The organism is Streptomyces sp. NPDC051907, assembly GCF_040681075.1.
Lineage (GTDB): Bacteria > Actinomycetota > Actinomycetes > Streptomycetales > Streptomycetaceae > Streptomyces.
In genome coordinates this window covers 1-15,605 of sequence record NZ_JBFAYB010000080.1, presented here as the reverse complement: position 1 = coordinate 15,605, position 15,605 = coordinate 1, and the positions used below count along the sequence as shown (strand labels likewise).

Annotated in this window: 17 protein-coding genes; 6 read left to right on the top strand and 11 right to left on the bottom strand. The window is 69.7% G+C overall.

Annotated elements, in window-relative coordinates; genetic code table 11:
* Positions 1-59 precede the first annotated feature (59 nt).
* The 6 genes from AB0M39_RS31250 to AB0M39_RS31225 all read left to right on the top strand — a co-directional run bounded on the left by AB0M39_RS31250 (position 60) and on the right by AB0M39_RS31225 (position 6,932).
* Positions 60-623, top strand: coding sequence for a hypothetical protein (locus AB0M39_RS31250; protein ID WP_365369632.1), 564 nt, complete (start codon positions 60-62; stop codon positions 621-623).
* Positions 624-1,436: 813 nt separating this feature from the next.
* Complete coding sequence (locus tag AB0M39_RS31245; RefSeq protein ID WP_365369630.1) at positions 1,437-1,949, top strand: sigma-70 family RNA polymerase sigma factor; 513 nt, start codon at positions 1,437-1,439, stop codon at positions 1,947-1,949.
* Complete coding sequence (locus AB0M39_RS31240) at positions 1,946-3,622, top strand: IclR family transcriptional regulator C-terminal domain-containing protein (protein WP_365369628.1); 1,677 nt, start codon at positions 1,946-1,948, stop codon at positions 3,620-3,622. Before AB0M39_RS31245 ends, AB0M39_RS31240 begins: the two co-directional genes overlap by 4 nt.
* Before the next feature lie 436 nt (positions 3,623-4,058).
* Positions 4,059-4,976: a hypothetical protein gene (locus AB0M39_RS31235; protein ID WP_365369626.1), complete on the top strand. Its 918-nt coding sequence runs from the start codon at positions 4,059-4,061 to the stop codon at positions 4,974-4,976.
* A 116-nt stretch (positions 4,977-5,092) separates the two neighbouring features.
* Positions 5,093-5,899, top strand: coding sequence for a hypothetical protein (locus tag AB0M39_RS31230; protein ID WP_365369624.1), 807 nt, complete (start codon positions 5,093-5,095; stop codon positions 5,897-5,899).
* 451 nt (positions 5,900-6,350) lie between these two features.
* Complete coding sequence (locus tag AB0M39_RS31225; protein ID WP_365369622.1) at positions 6,351-6,932, top strand: hypothetical protein; 582 nt, start codon at positions 6,351-6,353, stop codon at positions 6,930-6,932.
* A gap of 129 nt (positions 6,933-7,061) precedes the next feature.
* Here AB0M39_RS31225 and AB0M39_RS31220 read toward each other — a convergent pair whose 3' ends face one another.
* The 11 genes from AB0M39_RS31220 to AB0M39_RS31170 all read right to left on the bottom strand — a co-directional run.
* Positions 7,062-7,643: a hypothetical protein gene (locus AB0M39_RS31220; RefSeq protein ID WP_365369620.1), complete on the bottom strand. Its 582-nt coding sequence runs from the start codon at positions 7,641-7,643 to the stop codon at positions 7,062-7,064.
* A gap of 1,043 nt (positions 7,644-8,686) precedes the next feature.
* Positions 8,687-9,424, bottom strand: a complete 738-nt coding sequence (locus AB0M39_RS31215) for a hypothetical protein (RefSeq protein WP_365369618.1) — start codon at positions 9,422-9,424, stop codon at positions 8,687-8,689.
* Between the two features lie 52 nt (positions 9,425-9,476).
* Positions 9,477-10,328, bottom strand: coding sequence for a hypothetical protein (locus AB0M39_RS31210; protein WP_365369616.1), 852 nt, complete (start codon positions 10,326-10,328; stop codon positions 9,477-9,479).
* On the bottom strand, positions 10,328-11,839 hold the full coding sequence (locus AB0M39_RS31205) for an AAA family ATPase (protein WP_365369614.1): 1,512 nt from the start codon (positions 11,837-11,839) through the stop codon (positions 10,328-10,330). Before AB0M39_RS31205 ends, AB0M39_RS31210 begins: the two co-directional genes overlap by 1 nt.
* A 108-nt stretch (positions 11,840-11,947) precedes the next feature.
* Positions 11,948-12,325, bottom strand: a complete 378-nt coding sequence (locus tag AB0M39_RS31200) for a fic family toxin-antitoxin system, toxin component (RefSeq protein WP_365369612.1) — start codon at positions 12,323-12,325, stop codon at positions 11,948-11,950.
* Complete coding sequence (locus tag AB0M39_RS31195; protein WP_365369610.1) at positions 12,325-12,564, bottom strand: hypothetical protein; 240 nt, start codon at positions 12,562-12,564, stop codon at positions 12,325-12,327. The genes AB0M39_RS31200 and AB0M39_RS31195 overlap by 1 nt, the downstream gene beginning before the upstream one ends.
* 160 nt (positions 12,565-12,724) lie before the next feature.
* Positions 12,725-12,871 carry a hypothetical protein gene (locus AB0M39_RS31190; protein WP_365369608.1) on the bottom strand — a complete coding sequence of 49 codons (147 nt, stop codon included), beginning with the start codon at positions 12,869-12,871 and terminating at the stop codon, positions 12,725-12,727.
* A 50-nt stretch (positions 12,872-12,921) separates the two neighbouring features.
* Entirely contained in the window at positions 12,922-13,854 is a 933-nt protein-coding gene (locus AB0M39_RS31185) for a hypothetical protein (protein ID WP_365369606.1), read from the bottom strand.
* Positions 13,851-14,036, bottom strand: a complete 186-nt coding sequence (locus AB0M39_RS31180) for a hypothetical protein (RefSeq protein WP_365369605.1) — start codon at positions 14,034-14,036, stop codon at positions 13,851-13,853. Before AB0M39_RS31180 ends, AB0M39_RS31185 begins: the two co-directional genes overlap by 4 nt.
* Positions 14,037-14,498: 462 nt before the next feature.
* The gene (locus tag AB0M39_RS31175) at positions 14,499-15,005 is read right to left on the bottom strand and encodes a hypothetical protein (RefSeq protein ID WP_365369603.1); all 507 of its coding nucleotides are present in this window, start codon (positions 15,003-15,005) and stop codon (positions 14,499-14,501) included.
* 373 nt (positions 15,006-15,378) lie between these two features.
* On the bottom strand, positions 15,379-15,605 hold a 227-nt coding region (locus AB0M39_RS31170), incomplete at its 5' end, for a hypothetical protein (RefSeq protein ID WP_365369601.1).

Sequence of the window (15,605 nt, the reverse complement as noted above, 5' to 3'; positions counted from 1 at the left end):
CGGCTGTCACTGTCCCGGCCGGCCGTCTCATCGGCCCTGAAGCACAGGGCGTGAACCGAGTGAACGATCATCGTGTGATGGATACGGGTATGTGGCCGGTGCTTCCGGACATGGAACGGGATCAGTGGGACTACCTCCCCGGGCGGACCCTGGGGCCGCTACGCATGGACATGAATCAGGAAGAGGTCATCGCAGCCCTGGCCGCGCACGGCTTCACCACTCGGCCTGACGGATACAGCCCGGGGCGGGACGCCGTGAGCTTCGCCAAGGAAGACGCCCCCACGAGCCGGGCGGCGGTGGAGTGCTACTTCCATGCGGACCGAGAGCTGGCCTATGTCCTCGTCGACGGGCGCGTCGGCCCTCAGGTGACCTGTGAGGGGATCCGGCTCATCGGACGTGTGCCGTCGCAGCTCGCGCAGGACATGGAAGCCCACGCGATCAAGCACGACACCAGCTTGCGGTTCAGCCCGACTGGCGACCTCTTCTGCGACGGCTTCCAACTCGAAGTCGGCGCCCAGCGCGCCGACGACAACGTCGTGTCCTGGGCCCTGTTCTTTGTCGCGGGAGATGACCACTCCGTCACGCGTGACGCCGCACCCGAAGAGGTATGGCACCGCTGGTAGACGGCACCACGCTCACCTCACCACGTCACGGAGACGGAGGACGGACATCGTGGAACCGGCACCGGTTCGGCCAGCCCCCACGACATCACGAGTTCAACCTCAGTAGGTGAGCAGTATCCCTGATAATTCCCAATTCCCGTCGGCCTTGGGAGCCTTCAGGCCCGCACGGGGCAACGCCGTCGGACTACTTGGAGCTGGGCACGTTCGAATGCACCTGACCGGGCAGATCAGGCGTACCCCGACACCAGCGCCATCAGGTCGATCGCCGACCGAGGCTCGCGCCCCGCCAGCGGCGCCGTCGACACCAGTCGCTTTCAGACTCGAAGCGGTCACTTCAATTCGTTTGTGATCTCTGAGGGAGAAGGGGTGCTGCTAGGTCGTCTGGATGGAGAGGGCGCGTTGCGCGTCCCATCGGAACAGATGGAGATCGACTCAGATGACGGCGTCCTTCGAGTGGGCCGGGCTCGCCTCGGTCCTGGTGAGCTCAGTGGCTCCCTTGCTTGCCGCCCTGGTTCCTGCCCGTCTGGAACGGCGGGGGCCCCGCGGGCGGAGGAAGCACGCCCTTGTGAGAGACCGGCAGAGTTCTCTGGCCGCGGCAGGCTCGAAGGAGCGCACGGCCCCGGTCGTTCGGGTGGACGTCGCCGGCGGCGGGGACGTCTCGGTGACCGTTCGTGTGCTGACCGGGTCTGCCTCGTGCATCGCCTGCTCCTCCGCTGAGGAGCAGGCCCCGTGGTGAGAGGCGAGGCTCGCACGGAGCGTGCCGACGTGGCCGGCAGCGTGGGCGAACGGCTATTGGACTGCTATGAGGACTTCATGGCGACAGCGCCTGCTTCTCTGCGCAGGAGGACGGACGGCAGGCTCTCGCTCCACGCCTGCCAGGACGTCGCCCAGGAGGCGTTCCTCAAGGTGGCGCGCCGGCTCCAGAGCGGCGGGCTGGACGAGGACGTCAATGTCCAGGCGTATCTGACGACTGCCGTGTGGAACCTCGCCCGGGACCGGCTGCGCGCCGAGCGGCGCCTGGAGCTGGCCGAGGACGTCGTGCCGGCACGAGGGCCCGACGACGCGGTGCAGGCCGACGCCGTCGACCCCATGGAGGAACTCGTGTGGCCGGCGATCGAGGCGATGCCGGGAAGCCAGCGTCAGCAGGTGGTGCGTCTGCAGAGCCTCGGGCTCACGGACGTCGAGATCGCGGCGTCGCTCGGCATAAGCGCGGACCGGGTCCACCGGGAGCGTCACAAGGCAGTGGTCGAGCTGCGGCATGCACTGGTCAAGTTCGTCAGGAACCGGCACCGGAACAAGACACGACGCTTGAAGAAGGACGGGTGACGGGTGTGAGCCGCTTCGACAAGGACGGTGGCAACCGCCAGACGCCGGTGCTGCCCGCCGGACTCGTGGAGCTCATGGGCGCGCTGGCCGGGCCGCCGGACGTCTGGGACCGCCCGGGCGGCGACTTCGGGAAGCTCGCCGAGACCGTGGAGCCGGACCGTGCGAGCAGGGAGAGGGCGAACTCGCTGTACCGGCTGGGATCGCAGGCGCTCGGCCGGAACGAACTGCACGACGCAGCCGACTGGCTGGGAGAGGCAGCGTCCTGCGGGCACCCAGGCGCGCTGTTCCGCCTGGTCGTGGTGGCGCTGCGAGCCGGCGAGGACTGGGGCAAGGAGGCGAGGTTCCTGGTCGCCGAGGCCGCACGTCTCGGGCACGGCGACGCGTCCCGGCTTCTGAACGCTCTCGGACACCGCCGGCCCGCCCCGGGTGCCGGCGTGCCCCGGGTCGAGGACGCCGAGTACTTCGAAGAGGTCCGCGAGCTCCTCGGCGTCCCCGAGAAGAGGCTGTCGCCGGACGACTCGCCGGACGAGTCCTCGGCGCCGAAGACGCGCGCAGGGGCGCCAGCCGGCGGCGCGGACGACGTCGAGGCCGGTCCGCCGCAGCTGTTCCTCGTCCCCGCGCCCGCGGTGCCGACCGAGTACCGTCCCGGGCCCTCACACGAGCCCGTCCAGGCGGGCGAGCTGCTGCGTCCCTCCGCCGTCCCAGCCGCCCAGAGCCACGCCCTGGCAATCCGGCTCCCCCACGTCCGCTCCGATTCCGCGCCCCCGGCGCTCGCGTCAGACCGTGCCCAGAAGCCGTCGGCCGGAGAGCCGTGGTGGTCGGCGAACGCACTGCGGCCGGCGATCCTCAACGACATGGCGCGCAACCACCCGACCCCCGCCCCCGCACCGCACGAGTGGCAAGTCGCCAAGCGGGCAAGGGACCTGCTCCACCTCGTCAACAGCACGGACGGCATCGACACCCGCACTCTCGCGCAGCGAGGGCAGATGTCGATGAACGACACCATCAGGCTGCTGGACTGGCTGCGCGACCAGCGTCTCATCGACACCGTCGGCGGCGCCCATCACCCCGGGCCGGTGATGAGACTGGCCACGCACGCGGACCTCGGCCTGCTCAAGAAGGCCCTCGCCGACCTGCGCGACGACCTCGACGCCGCGGTCTACCTCAGCAGCTACACCAGCGGAGAGATCCGCATCCACGAAGCCGCCCACAGCCGCACCGCTCCCCCGGTCGAGGAGTGGGCGCCCTTCACCGACACCTGCCACGCCAGCGCCGTCGGCAAGAGCCTCCTGGCCCAGCTCGACTTCAACTCCCGTATGGACCACCTGGCCCGCTACCCCTCCATCCAGCTCACCGAGCGCACCATCACCAACCCACGGGCCCTCCTCGAAGCACTCGACGGCCACGGACCCCACGCCGCACAATTCGACCTCCTCGAGTACTCCCGAACGGAGATCTGCGTCGCCTACTCCCTCGGCCTGCCCGGCCGAGCCTCCAGCATCGCCCTGTCCCTGCCCGCACACCAGCACCGACGCCTCATCACAGCCGCCCACACCCTCAGCAGCCGCGCGACCAGCATCCTGCTCGCACACCTCATCGCCGACGACACAACCGACCGCCCGACGGAAGAGAGGCACAACGCAGGCCCGGAGCCACAACGCGCCCTCCCCTGACCGCCGCGCGCGCCGTCAAAGGTCACGAGCGGTGGGCGGCGAGGGCACGAGTCGGCGCGCGCACGGCCAGCAGGTCGTCCAAGTGCCGTGCGCTGGACGGAACGGCTGCGCACCCTCGATCAGGCAATGGATCTCACGCCTCATGTGCGGTGACTGGCCTGGAAACCCAGGCCGGGATGACTGCCCCTGACGCATTCCGTCTACTCCGTGACCCGACTTCTCGTTGAGCGAGGTTCGTCTGCGCCGCGGATTGAAGGTCGCCGAGACGCCGCAGCGACAGGATGGGACGGGGGGCAGCGACCGGGCGCTGAGACGCCCGCAAAAAATCACCGGCGAGGGTGTCCCAACTTGGGCGGCTCGCGCGACGTAGTAGCCGAGAGCACGCCTCAAGGAGCGGCGTGCACGGATCCGTCGGCGACGGGAGAGGCGGGAAGCTGTGGCGGAGAACGAGCAGGAAGTCATCGAGCGTTTTCAAAGGGGTGACTGGGAGGCCGCTCAGAGCCTGCTGGACCAGTACGCTCCCCGGCTGCTGTCCCACGCCCGGCACAAGCTCCGCCTGTGGCCAGATTTGGCTGAAGGCATCGTCTTCGAAGCCTTCTTCGTGCTGGCGCGGTACGACAAGCCAATCGACCGCCTGGAGCCCTGGCTGGAGAAGGTCGTCGCGAACAAGGCCGTGTCGGCATACCGCCGGTTAGCCACGGAACACCGGAACCTGCTGGAGACAGGGTCGAAGCCAGAGCTGATCGCCCTGATTCCAGGGCCCCGGCAACTGGCGTCCGCGCGAGAGGCCGAAGAGCATCTGGCCGCCGTGAACATCTGGGACGACCTCATGAAAGCACTCAAGCCGGCGGACCAGGACGTGATGTGGCAGACGCTGACCGGGGTGCGGACGGGAACGTCCACCGAGGAGCAGGCCCAGGCGCTGGGAGTCAGCACGGGCACGTACCGCAAGAAGCAGCAGAGGGCGCGGCACAGGGCGCAGAACGCACTGCTGGTGCTGCACATGTCGCAGCCGGAGCGCAGGACGTGCCAGGGCCTGCAGGCCGCCTTCCATCCCAAGACGTCTGCCAGTGCCGCCGGTGACAAGCGCGCCCGAGTTCCGGAGACCGCAGCGTTGTCGATCACGCCGGATGTGGTGGAGGAGGTTCTGCTGCATCTCCGGATCTGTGAGGACGCGTGCAAAGAGCACTATGAAGAACTGCGCAAGAACCGGAGGCTGCCCGCGCTCGGGGTGCTTCTGCCGTCTAGGGAGCTGCGCGACCGGATGCGCAGCATCTGCGATGAGGTGCGGCAGGAGAACCAGTGCGGGGAGGAAGGGCAGATACCGGGGAGCCGACGACGCGGACGCCCCTGACGGTGCGGACGCCCGCCGCGCCCCTGAGCGGTCCCGGGGCGCCCGCCGGGAACGTGCTCGAGGCGGCTTCCCCGCCGGTGCGCTCGGGGAGGACCTCGCGTGGCTTGCCGCGGCGTGTGGCCAGGACGATCGGCGCGGGAATCGTCGCCGGCCTCCTCATCGGTGTGGTCGTCGACGAGAGCGAGGCGGGCATCGGGCTGCCGTGGCAGGGACTTGTGCCGGGAGTGGGAGCCCCCGCCGGCCCGCGCGAGAGCGGGCAGAGCCTGCCGGGCAACGATCCGAAACCGCAAGAGGGCGGCAGCGGCAAGGACGACCGCGGCACAGGCAACAGCGACACGGACACGCCGCCTGAAGAAGACCGCACCGGCAAGGACGACACCGACGACCGCGACAGGGAGACGCCGCCCGACGAGGACCGCACCGGCAAGGACGACGCCGACAACAGCGACACGGACACGAGCGACACGGACACGCCGTCCGACGAGGACCTCACCACCACGGACGAGACCGACACAGACACGCCGCCTGAAGAGGACCGCACGGGACCCAGCGTCGGCCTCGCTCAGATCAGCACTGCCGCAGTCGGGCAGCAGGTCGTGGACCAGCACGGCTCGCTGATGCAGACCTGCGGCCCGCCGGGGACGCCTGCGACCTACAGCGTCTGGGTGGCCGTGTCGGACCCGTCCGGGGTCGCGTACGTGTCGCTGACAATCGAGCACCCCAGCGACGGGACCTACTTCTCGACCGACGGAATCCCGGACGGCAGCAGCGTCCGGTTCGACGTCCCCGCGTATCGGACGGGTCCGAAGTATTTGGAGACCGTGCAGCTGCAGCTGTCGGCGAGGGCGAAGGACATGCGCGGGAACCGCACCGAGGCCAGCCTCGGTGCGCTGACGCTGCACGAGTGCGGCGAGCCTGGCTGAGGTGCGCGCCGCGGCACCACAGAGCCGGTCCCGTGCAAGGCGACGAGGCCGCTGGCAGGAACAACCGCAGTCGAAGCACCACCCTGCCCATACGAATCGCCCTGCCGGCTCGCAGGCTGCACGCCTTGACCAGGCGGCAGGGCGACTGGAAGACGCCTCCGGGAGGAAGCATGGCCGCAGGAGACACTGACGCACCCCCCGCCCGGACGAGCCGGGGGCCCCTCGAACGCCGCCGAGGCAAGTCCGCGAGTCCAACTGCCCGCCGTACCGGCTCCCCTAACCGCGCCCCCCGCCAAGGCTGCGGTCGTCGGTGAGCCTTTGCCTCGCGCCCGGGAGGTGGGTACATGCGGCGGCCGAACCGGTCGCGGCGCGCCCACAATGACGGCGACCCTCCCCGAAACTGACCGCCGTCTCATGCCACCGACCACCATGTCCGGGGTGTGCCCCCATCTTGGCGCGGCGGCCCCCCCTGTGCACCGACGGCTCGGGCATCTGGGCGCAGCCTGTGCCGGCCGCGTTCGACGAGGACGACGACCCGGACGAGCGTGTCCGTCTCCTCGCCGCGGATCTGCTCGTCCACCGGCTGCTGTCCGCGCTGGCGTTCCTCGGCAGCCACGCGAGGGACCGGTGCGGCACGACCGGCACCGTGCGTGTCGAGGTCGACCTGGTCGACCGCATGCACTCCCATCCCTACGCCCCGCCGGAGCCCGTTGCGAGACCCGGGCAGCCCCGGCCGGAACGCCTCTACCCGCTGGCGCTGCTGCAGCACGGGCCCTGCCCGCCCGGCGAGTTCGCCTGCCGCCACGCCCAGGCAGAGGCCACCGCGCTCCTCGACGACCTCGCGGACGCCGGCCACGGCCTGGTCGAGGCCTGCTCGCTCCTCGCCGACCAGCTCTTCCACGCCTTCGGGATCGCCGAGGCCTCCCCCGTCACTCCCGCCGGCGAGATCCGCCGCGCAGCATGGAACGGCCCCCTGCAGACGGCCATCACCGGCTGGGCGGACAAGAACGGAGTCCCGCAGAGCGGCCAGTAGGACTCACGCGGCAGGCCGGCGACGGCCACACGGCAGCTGATCGGCCGTCCCCAAGCCGTGCTCCCCCACCCAGCGCCGCACCAGGCTGCGGAGGTACGGAGCGCAGCGAGCTCGGGCGACCAGTGGAAGCTACTGGGCGACGATGCAGGGCCCTTGGGCACGGAAGCGCGCGCGGGTTTCCGGCCAGGGCGTCGCGCTGTCGTGGCCGAAGCAGCCGACGCCCCCGCAAAGAGGTCGTGAGTCGCGCGCCGGCCTGCCGTTGATCAGCGCCACCCGCCCGTAAGCCTCGTAGCGCTCGCGGCTGTCCTCGCCGTCCACAAGATCATTGGCGAGCTCCTGCTTGGTGGAGCGCACGAGATCCGCGATCGGAACACCCCACCTGCTGCGGATCATGGCCACGAGCTGCGCCTTGGAGCGGTCGCGCATCAGAGCGTTTCTCCGCTGGAGCAGCTCGTTGGCGAGCTCGACTTCGGCTGCGGGAATCGGTGTAGTCGAGTCGCGGATGTGCTCGGGGTCCTCGTCCGCGTCGAAGATCATGATGCAGGCCGCGTGCGGTGCGAAGACGACGATCTCATCTGGGTTCTCAGCCTGCGCCTCGGCGGTGGCGCGTACCCAGTTGAGGGCTTCGTGGTAGCTGAAGCGTGTGCCCTGCTCGAGTGCGGTGCGCTGGAGTTCGCGGGCGCGCTGCTGCTCGGTAGTGCGTTTGGTCATGGACGGGTCCTCTCGGCGCCGGGTCCTCGCCCCCACACGGCAACCCGGCTCGATGGATCGTCAAGGTGTTCGTCAAGCGGTCCGTTGATCCCGGAAGACCTTCCACCGGTGTTCCGGGCAGTGTGGGTGTCCGGGTGTGGTGTGGGCGTCGGCGAAGCCCAGGGCGTCAGCCCTGTGGGCAGGATACCGGCTGGGCCGTCGGCTCTTCCCTTCGTCAGCGAAGGCGGTGGCGTTGTCCGCGTACGGGTCGTTCGGCTCATGGCGTGCCGGACGGCGACGCGGACAAGGCGCAGTCGAAGGGCACTTCAGGTCTCCATCTGGCGGGGCTCTCCCGCCTCGCCCTTGAGGGGCTCGATACCAAAAGAACAACACCGGGATGCCGGTGACGTCCGTCGTGACCTGCGCCCCCAACTTGTCGCCGGTGCTTGCCCAAGGGCTCGTAGCTTGCGTCAGCCACCTCTGTCCCGAGAATGCAGGAACTGGCAGGCAGGGGCGGGCGGTGTGGGAGAACTGACGCGACGGACTGCAGGTGCTGGACCCTGCCGGCGGGCTGCTCGGGGAGGTGGACATGGGACAGATCGAGCAGGGTTTGGAGCGCGCGTTGCGCACCCGGCCCGTCCCATCAAGCACCGGGGCCCGCCTGCGTTTTCTGCTGGCGGCGCACCAAGGTTCCACGCGGAGGCTGGCCACCATGATGGGGGGTTTCGCAGCGCACCGCGCAGCGGTGGGTGACGAAGAGGCCAGGAGCACGTCGTCCCGCCGGGTCCGATGCAGGTCCGGGCGATCGAGGAAGCGGTCCTGGCTCGGTGGCAGCCCCGGATACGGGCCCGTCGGCGTGCCCAGGCTGAGGCGGAGGGGGTCGTCTTCCATACCCGTGCGCGATTCGGGTTCGCGGCTCCTGCAGGCTCCTCGGACGATCCGCGCGTGCGGTGGATCACCCAGGACCTGCCGGGAGAGGTAGCCCGGGAGCTGTTCGCCGCTCGGGATGCCGGCGCGGGCGAGCAGCAGCAGACGGTGATCTTGGCCCGCGCGCTGGGACACGCCTACTTTCGCGAATGGGGCCGCCGCGCGCACGGTCTACACATTGCCTTCAGCGACGTTGAGTTCGCCGACTTCGCGATCGGCTGATCCTGCCCCTTCGAGCAAGATGCGTCAGGGGGTTCAGCGCCGTGAGGACCCGTGCGGCTGGCCGGCGTCGCTTCGTACCGCTCGGCTTCCTGCCGCTCGCGCCAGTCCCACTCCACACGGCCGACCGGGCCTTTGCGGCGGGCCGCGGGCGGCTGGGGCGGGCGCAGCCTGGCCGTCTCCGCCACACGCAGCAGGTATCCGCGGTCGCCTGGCGCGACGAGCAGCTCCTGGTCCTCGCCAGGTACGAGCCAGGTGAAGCAGGCCGCGGCCCGCAAAAAGACGCCCGCCCAGGGCGGCACGGGGTAGGCGGCGCAGCCGTCGGTGTAGCGGGCGCGGTCGTGCAGGGCGAGCGTGGCCGCGGCGTCGTCGTAGTCGCGGGGGCGGGCGGTGGCGAGTTGATGGAGGGAGGCACCGGTGAACAGCGCGGCGACGACGGCCGCGGCCAGGCCGGGATGCGCGGTCGCCGCGTGCAGCCGGTGGGCGACTCGCTGCGCGGTGTGCGCGGTGAGAGGCGCGGGCAGTGGGCGGTGCCGCCAGGCGATCGGGGGCGGCGTGCACAGGGCGGTGCAGGGGCGGGGGCTGTCGTAGGAGACGAGGCGGTCCAGCGCGGGCAGCGTGAGCCACCGGACAGAACAACTCTCCAACATCGGCATGCGGTGGACATAGTCCGCAGGCGTGTGGACATAAAAGGTGCAGGGTGCGGATTCAAGGCTGTTCGGTAAGCCATCCGGCCGAGCAGAACCATGGGCTGGCAGCCAGAGCCCGGTAGGCGGCTGTCTGCCAGTGATTGGGGCCGAGTCCCATCTCCCGGCTGATGCCTTCTTCCTGCAGATACGTGCGTATACCCTCCTCGCCCTCCGCCGCGAACAGTCCCCTCAGACGATGTGTGATGCCCGACAACAGAGTGGCGCCCTGAGCCCCGTACAGCGCTGCCAGACCAAACAGGTCGAAGTGGTGGCAGAGGCGCCCTGTCAGGGTGGACGGCCAGCTCGTGAAGGGCACTACGGAGAATCTGAGCGCGGGTGGAGTGCCTTCGACGACCTCGGCGCCCAGCCACCGCTCACTGACGATGTGGTCGAAATAGGGGTGCAGGGTCTGCGCCTCGGCGTGCCGTGGTGTCGTATCTGCCTTGATCTTGTTGCACTCGCTGCAGGCAGGGATCAGGTTCGTCGGAGCGACGGACAGCAACGAGAAGATGCTCTTGGGCAGATGGTGGTCGAGAGTCGTGACGTCACGGTGATCACACAGGGGACAACGCTGTGCTGCCAGCTTGAGTTCGTCGTAGATCTGCCGACCGGGCGCGCCAATGCGGGCCATGCGCTCCTTGTAGACGTTGGGCAGCTCCTCATGGTCTTGAGCAGTCTGGGGTGCGAAGGCCGCGGGAACGAGGGTGTGGAGCTGCGCGGTGCCGGCAGCCTGGTTGAAGGCATCGGCCGCAGCGGTGACGTCGTCCGCCAGACGTTCGAGGCGTTGCTTCAGTTCGGCTGAGCGGATGCGGCTGATGCAGCTGCGGTAGGCGTCGCGGGCTGTGGGCGTGGGCAGGGGAAGTGGGCGCATCAGCTGTCATTACGGCTGTCGCGGACGGCGATTAGGGCTCGTGCGAGGCTCTTGGCTTCACCGCCGAGCTGCCCTCCGAACTGCCGCAGGACTTCTTGGTATGTCATCCCCTTGTCCACGGCTGTCTGGACGTCGCGATGGAAACCTGATCGTGTGACCTCGAGTCCGAACACCTCGTGGGTGAGAATGCCGACATTCTCGCCGAACGTCTCGATCGCGGGCCGATCGGCCCTGACCGCATTTCCGGAGCGACGGAGCTTGTAGACACACCGGGCCGGTGTCTCCTGCAGGACCACGGGCGAATGGGTGGCGACGATGGCCACCCCGTTGCGGTCGCTGAGCAGGTCGGACAACACGCGCATGAAGGCGGCCAGGAGCGGCGGGTGAAGGTGGGTCTCGGGTTCGTCGATGAGGACCAGAGTCCGCTCGGTGACCAGGTCCGCAAGGTGGGTGATGGCCAGCAGAACGATCTTGTGGCCGGAGCTGCGTCGGCTGAAGATTTCGCCGGCGTGGCCCTCGGACACGCCTGGTGTGTCGTCGGTGGCGGGCATCAGGTAGGGACCGGCATCCAAGACGCCGAGCGCGCTGAAAAGGGGGTCTGCCACCGCCAGAGTGGCAATCGCGTCCTCCCAGCGTTCCAGGCGCGCCCCGCTGAGAGTGGCGACCACTGTCTCGAACCGCTCCTCTGGTGTATGGCCATGCGGGCCCCATTGAGTCAGGGTGACGTGCGCGTGGGTGATGCCCTTGGGCCGGCGGATGAGATAGGAGGGATCGAAGGCGCTGGAAGCAATGGACACCATGTTGGTGAAGGGCGGGCCGACCTCACCGGTGTAGTCGACTACTTCACCGACGTCCTCTGCGGGGGCGGAGTCCTCTGCTACGGCCCGTGCGAGGAGCCTGAGCAGGCGGGTCTTGCCCACGGCATTGCTGCCGATCAGTGCGTGGATGTTCGTCGACGGGGACGAGGCGGGGTCGACTTCGAATGCGAGTTCCAGGCGCTCTCCCCTGGCTCGTGACGTCCGGGGCGCCAGATAGGAGAAGTGGAAGGGCCTGAGTCTCTCGCCGCCGTGGGCGATCCGGTTGAACTGGCGCCAGACGGTGTCGGCGGCGACCGTACGAAGCAACGAGGTCTCCATCACCGCCTCGTCAATGGCGCGACCGAACAGGTCCTGGTTGAAGGCGACGTCGTTCAGTGCGCGCAGCACCCCGCTTCGCACGTCGTCACCGAGATCGCGGAGGCTCTCGTAATAGGTGTCGTCCTGTCCGAGCGAGAAGAAGGCCTCGTCCAGGGTCTCGAAGTCCTCTGGCACCGAGGTTCGGGCTGGTGCGGTCATGCCGAACCGGCCGATCTTCACCAGGCCGACCTCGTGCAGCCGGCCGCTTTCATCGACGCAGAGCAGGGCGAAGGTCGTCTTGAAGTGATAGTCGTCCCAGTCGTCCCTGACGAGGAACGCTTCCCCCGGGCGCGGCGCGGCGGGCCGTGTGCGCGGGGGCAGGACGGTGAACTGCACGGTTCCTCCGGGGTTCGCCTCGGCATGCGACCGGGCACGGGCGGTACGGGCGAGCGCTCAACGGCCCTGCACGGCCGCCGTTCTGGAAGCGGACCGTGTCGGCGGGCGTCAGGTGGCGGTGGGCCAGGTCCGCAGCAGGGCGGCGATCTTCCCGGCGGTGCAGGCGGGGTCGAGGAGCAGGTCCTTGAGGGCGATGGCGTCGTCGCGGGCGGGCTTGACGGGGATGCCGGCGGCTTCGAGGTACATGACGCCGGTGGCGGCGGCGACGGCGAGGTTGGAGCGCTCCAGCCAGCGGCAGCGGCCCAGGGTGTGCACGAGGGCTGCGGCTTTGGCGTAGGGGCCGTCGTAGACGGGCTGCTCGAAGAGTTCGGCCCGGTGGCGGGCCACCGCCGAGACGGGGACGCCGTAGTCGTCCGGGGCGGGATCGTTCGCGCCGGCCGCCTCGGCGACCTGCAGGATCCAGGGGACGTCGATGTGCAGTTCCATCAGGCGGCGCGCGCTCCCCGGGGGGCGGGCTGGACGTCCTCTGCCTCGTCGAAGACCGCCTGGTGCTCGGCCAGGAAGCGGGCTGCCGCGTCCACGGAGCGGGCGCGCAGGCCGCTGGCGTCGTCCTGGACGAGGCGGGCGAGGTAGTCCCCGATGCTCAGTCCGAGGTCCGCGGCCCGCTTCCGCGCGAGTTCCGCGACGTCCTGGTCCACGCGGGCACCCAGCTGTGTCTTAGCCATACCTCACATGGTAACAGATGTTACCAGGCTGTCCAGGGGACGGCGGCGGCCCGCGGTGAGCGGGCTGGTGTCGGCGCAGTCCGAGGCCGCGAGGAGACGCTGCCGTTCGCCCGTCGGCGGTGTCGGCTGCGCCGCCCACGCGCGCCGGCTCGCATGCCGGTCAGGCCCAGACCCTGTGCTCGTCCGTGAAGTACGGCCACGGCTGCCAGCCAGCCGTGCCCTTGCGCAGCAGCTGGTCCATGCCGCTCGCCCAGGCCTGCAGGTCGGTCAGCTCCAGCAGGATCCGTTCGAGCTCCGCCGTGGCCATCAGGACGCGCCGGCCGTGGCCCTGGATCGCGACGACGGGCTGAGCCGGCTTCAGGTCGGATCCGTCCGGCAGGACCCAGGCGCGTCCAGGCCGGTCTTGCGGAGCTCTTCGACGAAGTTGTCGGAGGAGAGCGTCACGCTGAAGACCAGCACGTCGGCGATGAGGCCCGCGCACTGCGCGGGCTGGAGCGGGTAGATGCCCCACGGCGGGGCGAGAGTGTTGCGCGCCGCGCTGTCTCCGCTGCCGAAGCAGACGCGCTCCCCGCTCAGCCGGGTGCGGCGCAGCAGCGCCGCGTACGCCGAGCGGAACTGGCGGACGGCCTCCGGCAGTCCCCACCTGTCGCCCGCCGCTGCGATGTCGAGGGCGAGCAGGCCGCGCTGCCCGGGCACGCGCATCGTCTTCAGTCCCGCGCGATGGGCTCGGGCGAACGCGTCGCCGAGGGCGGACAGGTGGGTGGCGTACGGCACGCCGGTCTCGACGAGGCGGGCCCTGTCCGGCCCGGGCAGCGGGCCTCCCGCATACAGGGCCTCGGCCGCCGTCCGGGTTCGCGCGAGCCGGACACCCTCACGCCGCCGGGGGTTGGACTTCAGCTCGTGGAACCGGAGGTCCCGTTCGCGGTCCGCGTGCCAGTCGTGGAACACGGTCACGTCAGCGATGCGCAGGCAGTCGGTGAGGTCGTGCAGCAGCGCGAAGCGCCGGTGCTCGCTCCACTGCTCCTGCGCGAACCGGATCTCGTGGACCGTGCCCTCCTTGCTGAGCGTCATCGGTCCCGGCGACTCGTTGCGGCGCAGGGTCAGTATGTAGCGGCGGTCGTACCGGAAGGCGCGCCTGGCCAAGGCGTCCCCGACCGAGCGCAGCTGCCGGCCCACACGCTCCAGGACGTCGTACTCCAGCCGCCAGTGGTCCACGCCGTGGGGGTCGCCGGCGACCGGCTCGGGGGCGTCGACAGGGAGTCTGTGTCCCTTCCGGAGCCGCTTGATCACCCGGGAGCGCTCGCCCGCGCCTGGTTGGCCGCGAGCACGGCGTGCAGGAGGTCGCGCTGGAAGGCCACGAAGTCCTCGGATTCGTGGCACTGGCGCAGGTCCTGGATGAGACCGACCAGCCGCTCGACGTTCTCCCGGTGGAAGGGATGCTTGATCAGCGCGTCGAGCCGAACAGCGGTCATATCGGTCAGCAAAGGATGCACGAGGACATTCTTCCCGGGCCAAGGCCTCTCTTCCAGCGGATTCGCCGCCGCGCCTCACAGCAGGATACGGCCCAGCATGTCGAGCATGAGGTGACACCAGGTCAGCGCCGCGTCGGCGGCGAACTGAGCGTGTCTGACGCCCGCGTTGCCGGGCACGCTCGCCTGCCCGCGGCCGGTTCCGCAGCCGCGTTCGCGGAGTTCAGCCCCTGCCGTCGGCTCCCTGGCACGCGGAGGGGCGCGGCGAGGGCTCCAGCCTGCCGCAGTGCCTGCAGCAGCATGTCCTGGCGGTCGGCGAGGTCCTCGATGCGGCGGGACAGCTCGGCGTGCTCCCGGGTGAGCATGAAGGGCACCGGGACGGCGGGGCCGGTGCGGGCGTGGTCGCACGAGGGGCGGTCGGGGAGGGGGTCGGCGACGAACGAGCCCCGGCTGCCGGGTAGACGGCTACCCCACTGGCTGGGCGCCACCAGGGTCGAAAGGGTTCATGTCAGGGGTTGGGCTCTTAATCGTCACGTGGTACGCAACGCGGGAGAAGTTCCCTCCTCGCACAGAGATGCCGACTTTCAACAAGGCTACGACCGGGTCATTGAGCAGGTGTGTCTGCCTCTCGAAGACCACCCTGGCGCTGTCGACGCGCACCCCGCCGAATTCGTAGCTGCCATCGGCCTTGCAAACCCTGAACCCCGCGACCGAGCACGCCGCTACCGCCACTCTCTCCGGGTCGACCTCCGCGAACCATGTCTGCAACGTGCCGTCGGCGTAGGGGATGAACGAGGTGACTAGAGCTGAGCGGTACTGGTCGCCCCCTTGAAATGCGCCGTCTGGGTAGTTGAAATCGAGGATTCCCGAATGAATATAGAGGAGCGGCCAGGGCGAGGACCTTTCGACAGGGACGATCATGCCCTGAGGCGAAATAATGTCAGCGACTGGGATACGGATTGCATCTGCCACAGTCTCTCCTTGGGGCGCGATCGATGCGGCCCCTGAGGAGAGCCCTCGCGAAGCCGAGCAGCGTTTCCTGCCCCCAATTCGACTCTAGGGACTGCTGCCGAAGAAGGCACGTGGAGCGCCTCCAAGTGGATGGCTGCAGGCCGTCGGGCGTACTGCCTGGGCATGCACGTCAGGTGACGCGCTTCCCGGCCGAGGGCAGCCCCCTCATCGGCGACGGGGTGCCTGCCGGCGCCGATGCCGAGTTGAAGGGACAGTGTGCACGCCGGAGCACCGGCCCCGAAACAGGGTCGCCGTGGCCCCTGGACGAGAGCGGGCAGAGGTCGCCGGCCGTCTCGTCGGCGTCTGCCCCGCGCCACCGGATGCGCGACGAGCGTCAAGGGCGCACCGGCGCTGTGCCCGGTGCCGGTCCTCGCCACCTGGTGCGTGGGCGCCGGCGGGCGGACCAGGACGCGCGGGTCGAGCGGGCCGGGGGCGAACCCGCAGCGCAGGTCGGCGCGTTGGGCGTCTGGTCCCGGTCGTACGCCAGCAGCAGCCGGCAGTCCTGGCCGTGCGCCGGGCGCAGATGCGGCAGCCAGCCCAGCCAGGCCCACTCGGCCCTGC

What these genes read in the sequence shown, in the direction of transcription:
- AB0M39_RS31245 (WP_365369630.1), top strand. Translation starts at nt 1,437, where the DNA reads ATGGCGACAGCGCCTGCTTCTCTGCGCAGGAGGACGGACGGCAGGCTC.
- AB0M39_RS31210 (WP_365369616.1), bottom strand. Translation starts at nt 10,328, where the DNA reads ATGCGCCCACTTCCCCTGCCCACGCCCACAGCCCGCGACGCCTACCGC.
- AB0M39_RS31220 (WP_365369620.1), bottom strand. Translation starts at nt 7,643, where the DNA reads ATGACCAAACGCACTACCGAGCAGCAGCGCGCCCGCGAACTCCAGCGC.
- AB0M39_RS31190 (WP_365369608.1), bottom strand. Translation starts at nt 12,871, where the DNA reads ATGGCCACGGCGGAGCTCGAACGGATCCTGCTGGAGCTGACCGACCTG.
- AB0M39_RS31195 (WP_365369610.1), bottom strand. Translation starts at nt 12,564, where the DNA reads ATGGCTAAGACACAGCTGGGTGCCCGCGTGGACCAGGACGTCGCGGAA.
- AB0M39_RS31215 (WP_365369618.1), bottom strand. Translation starts at nt 9,424, where the DNA reads ATGCCGATGTTGGAGAGTTGTTCTGTCCGGTGGCTCACGCTGCCCGCG.
- AB0M39_RS31200 (WP_365369612.1), bottom strand. Translation starts at nt 12,325, where the DNA reads ATGGAACTGCACATCGACGTCCCCTGGATCCTGCAGGTCGCCGAGGCG.
- AB0M39_RS31180 (WP_365369605.1), bottom strand. Translation starts at nt 14,036, where the DNA reads ATGACCGCTGTTCGGCTCGACGCGCTGATCAAGCATCCCTTCCACCGG.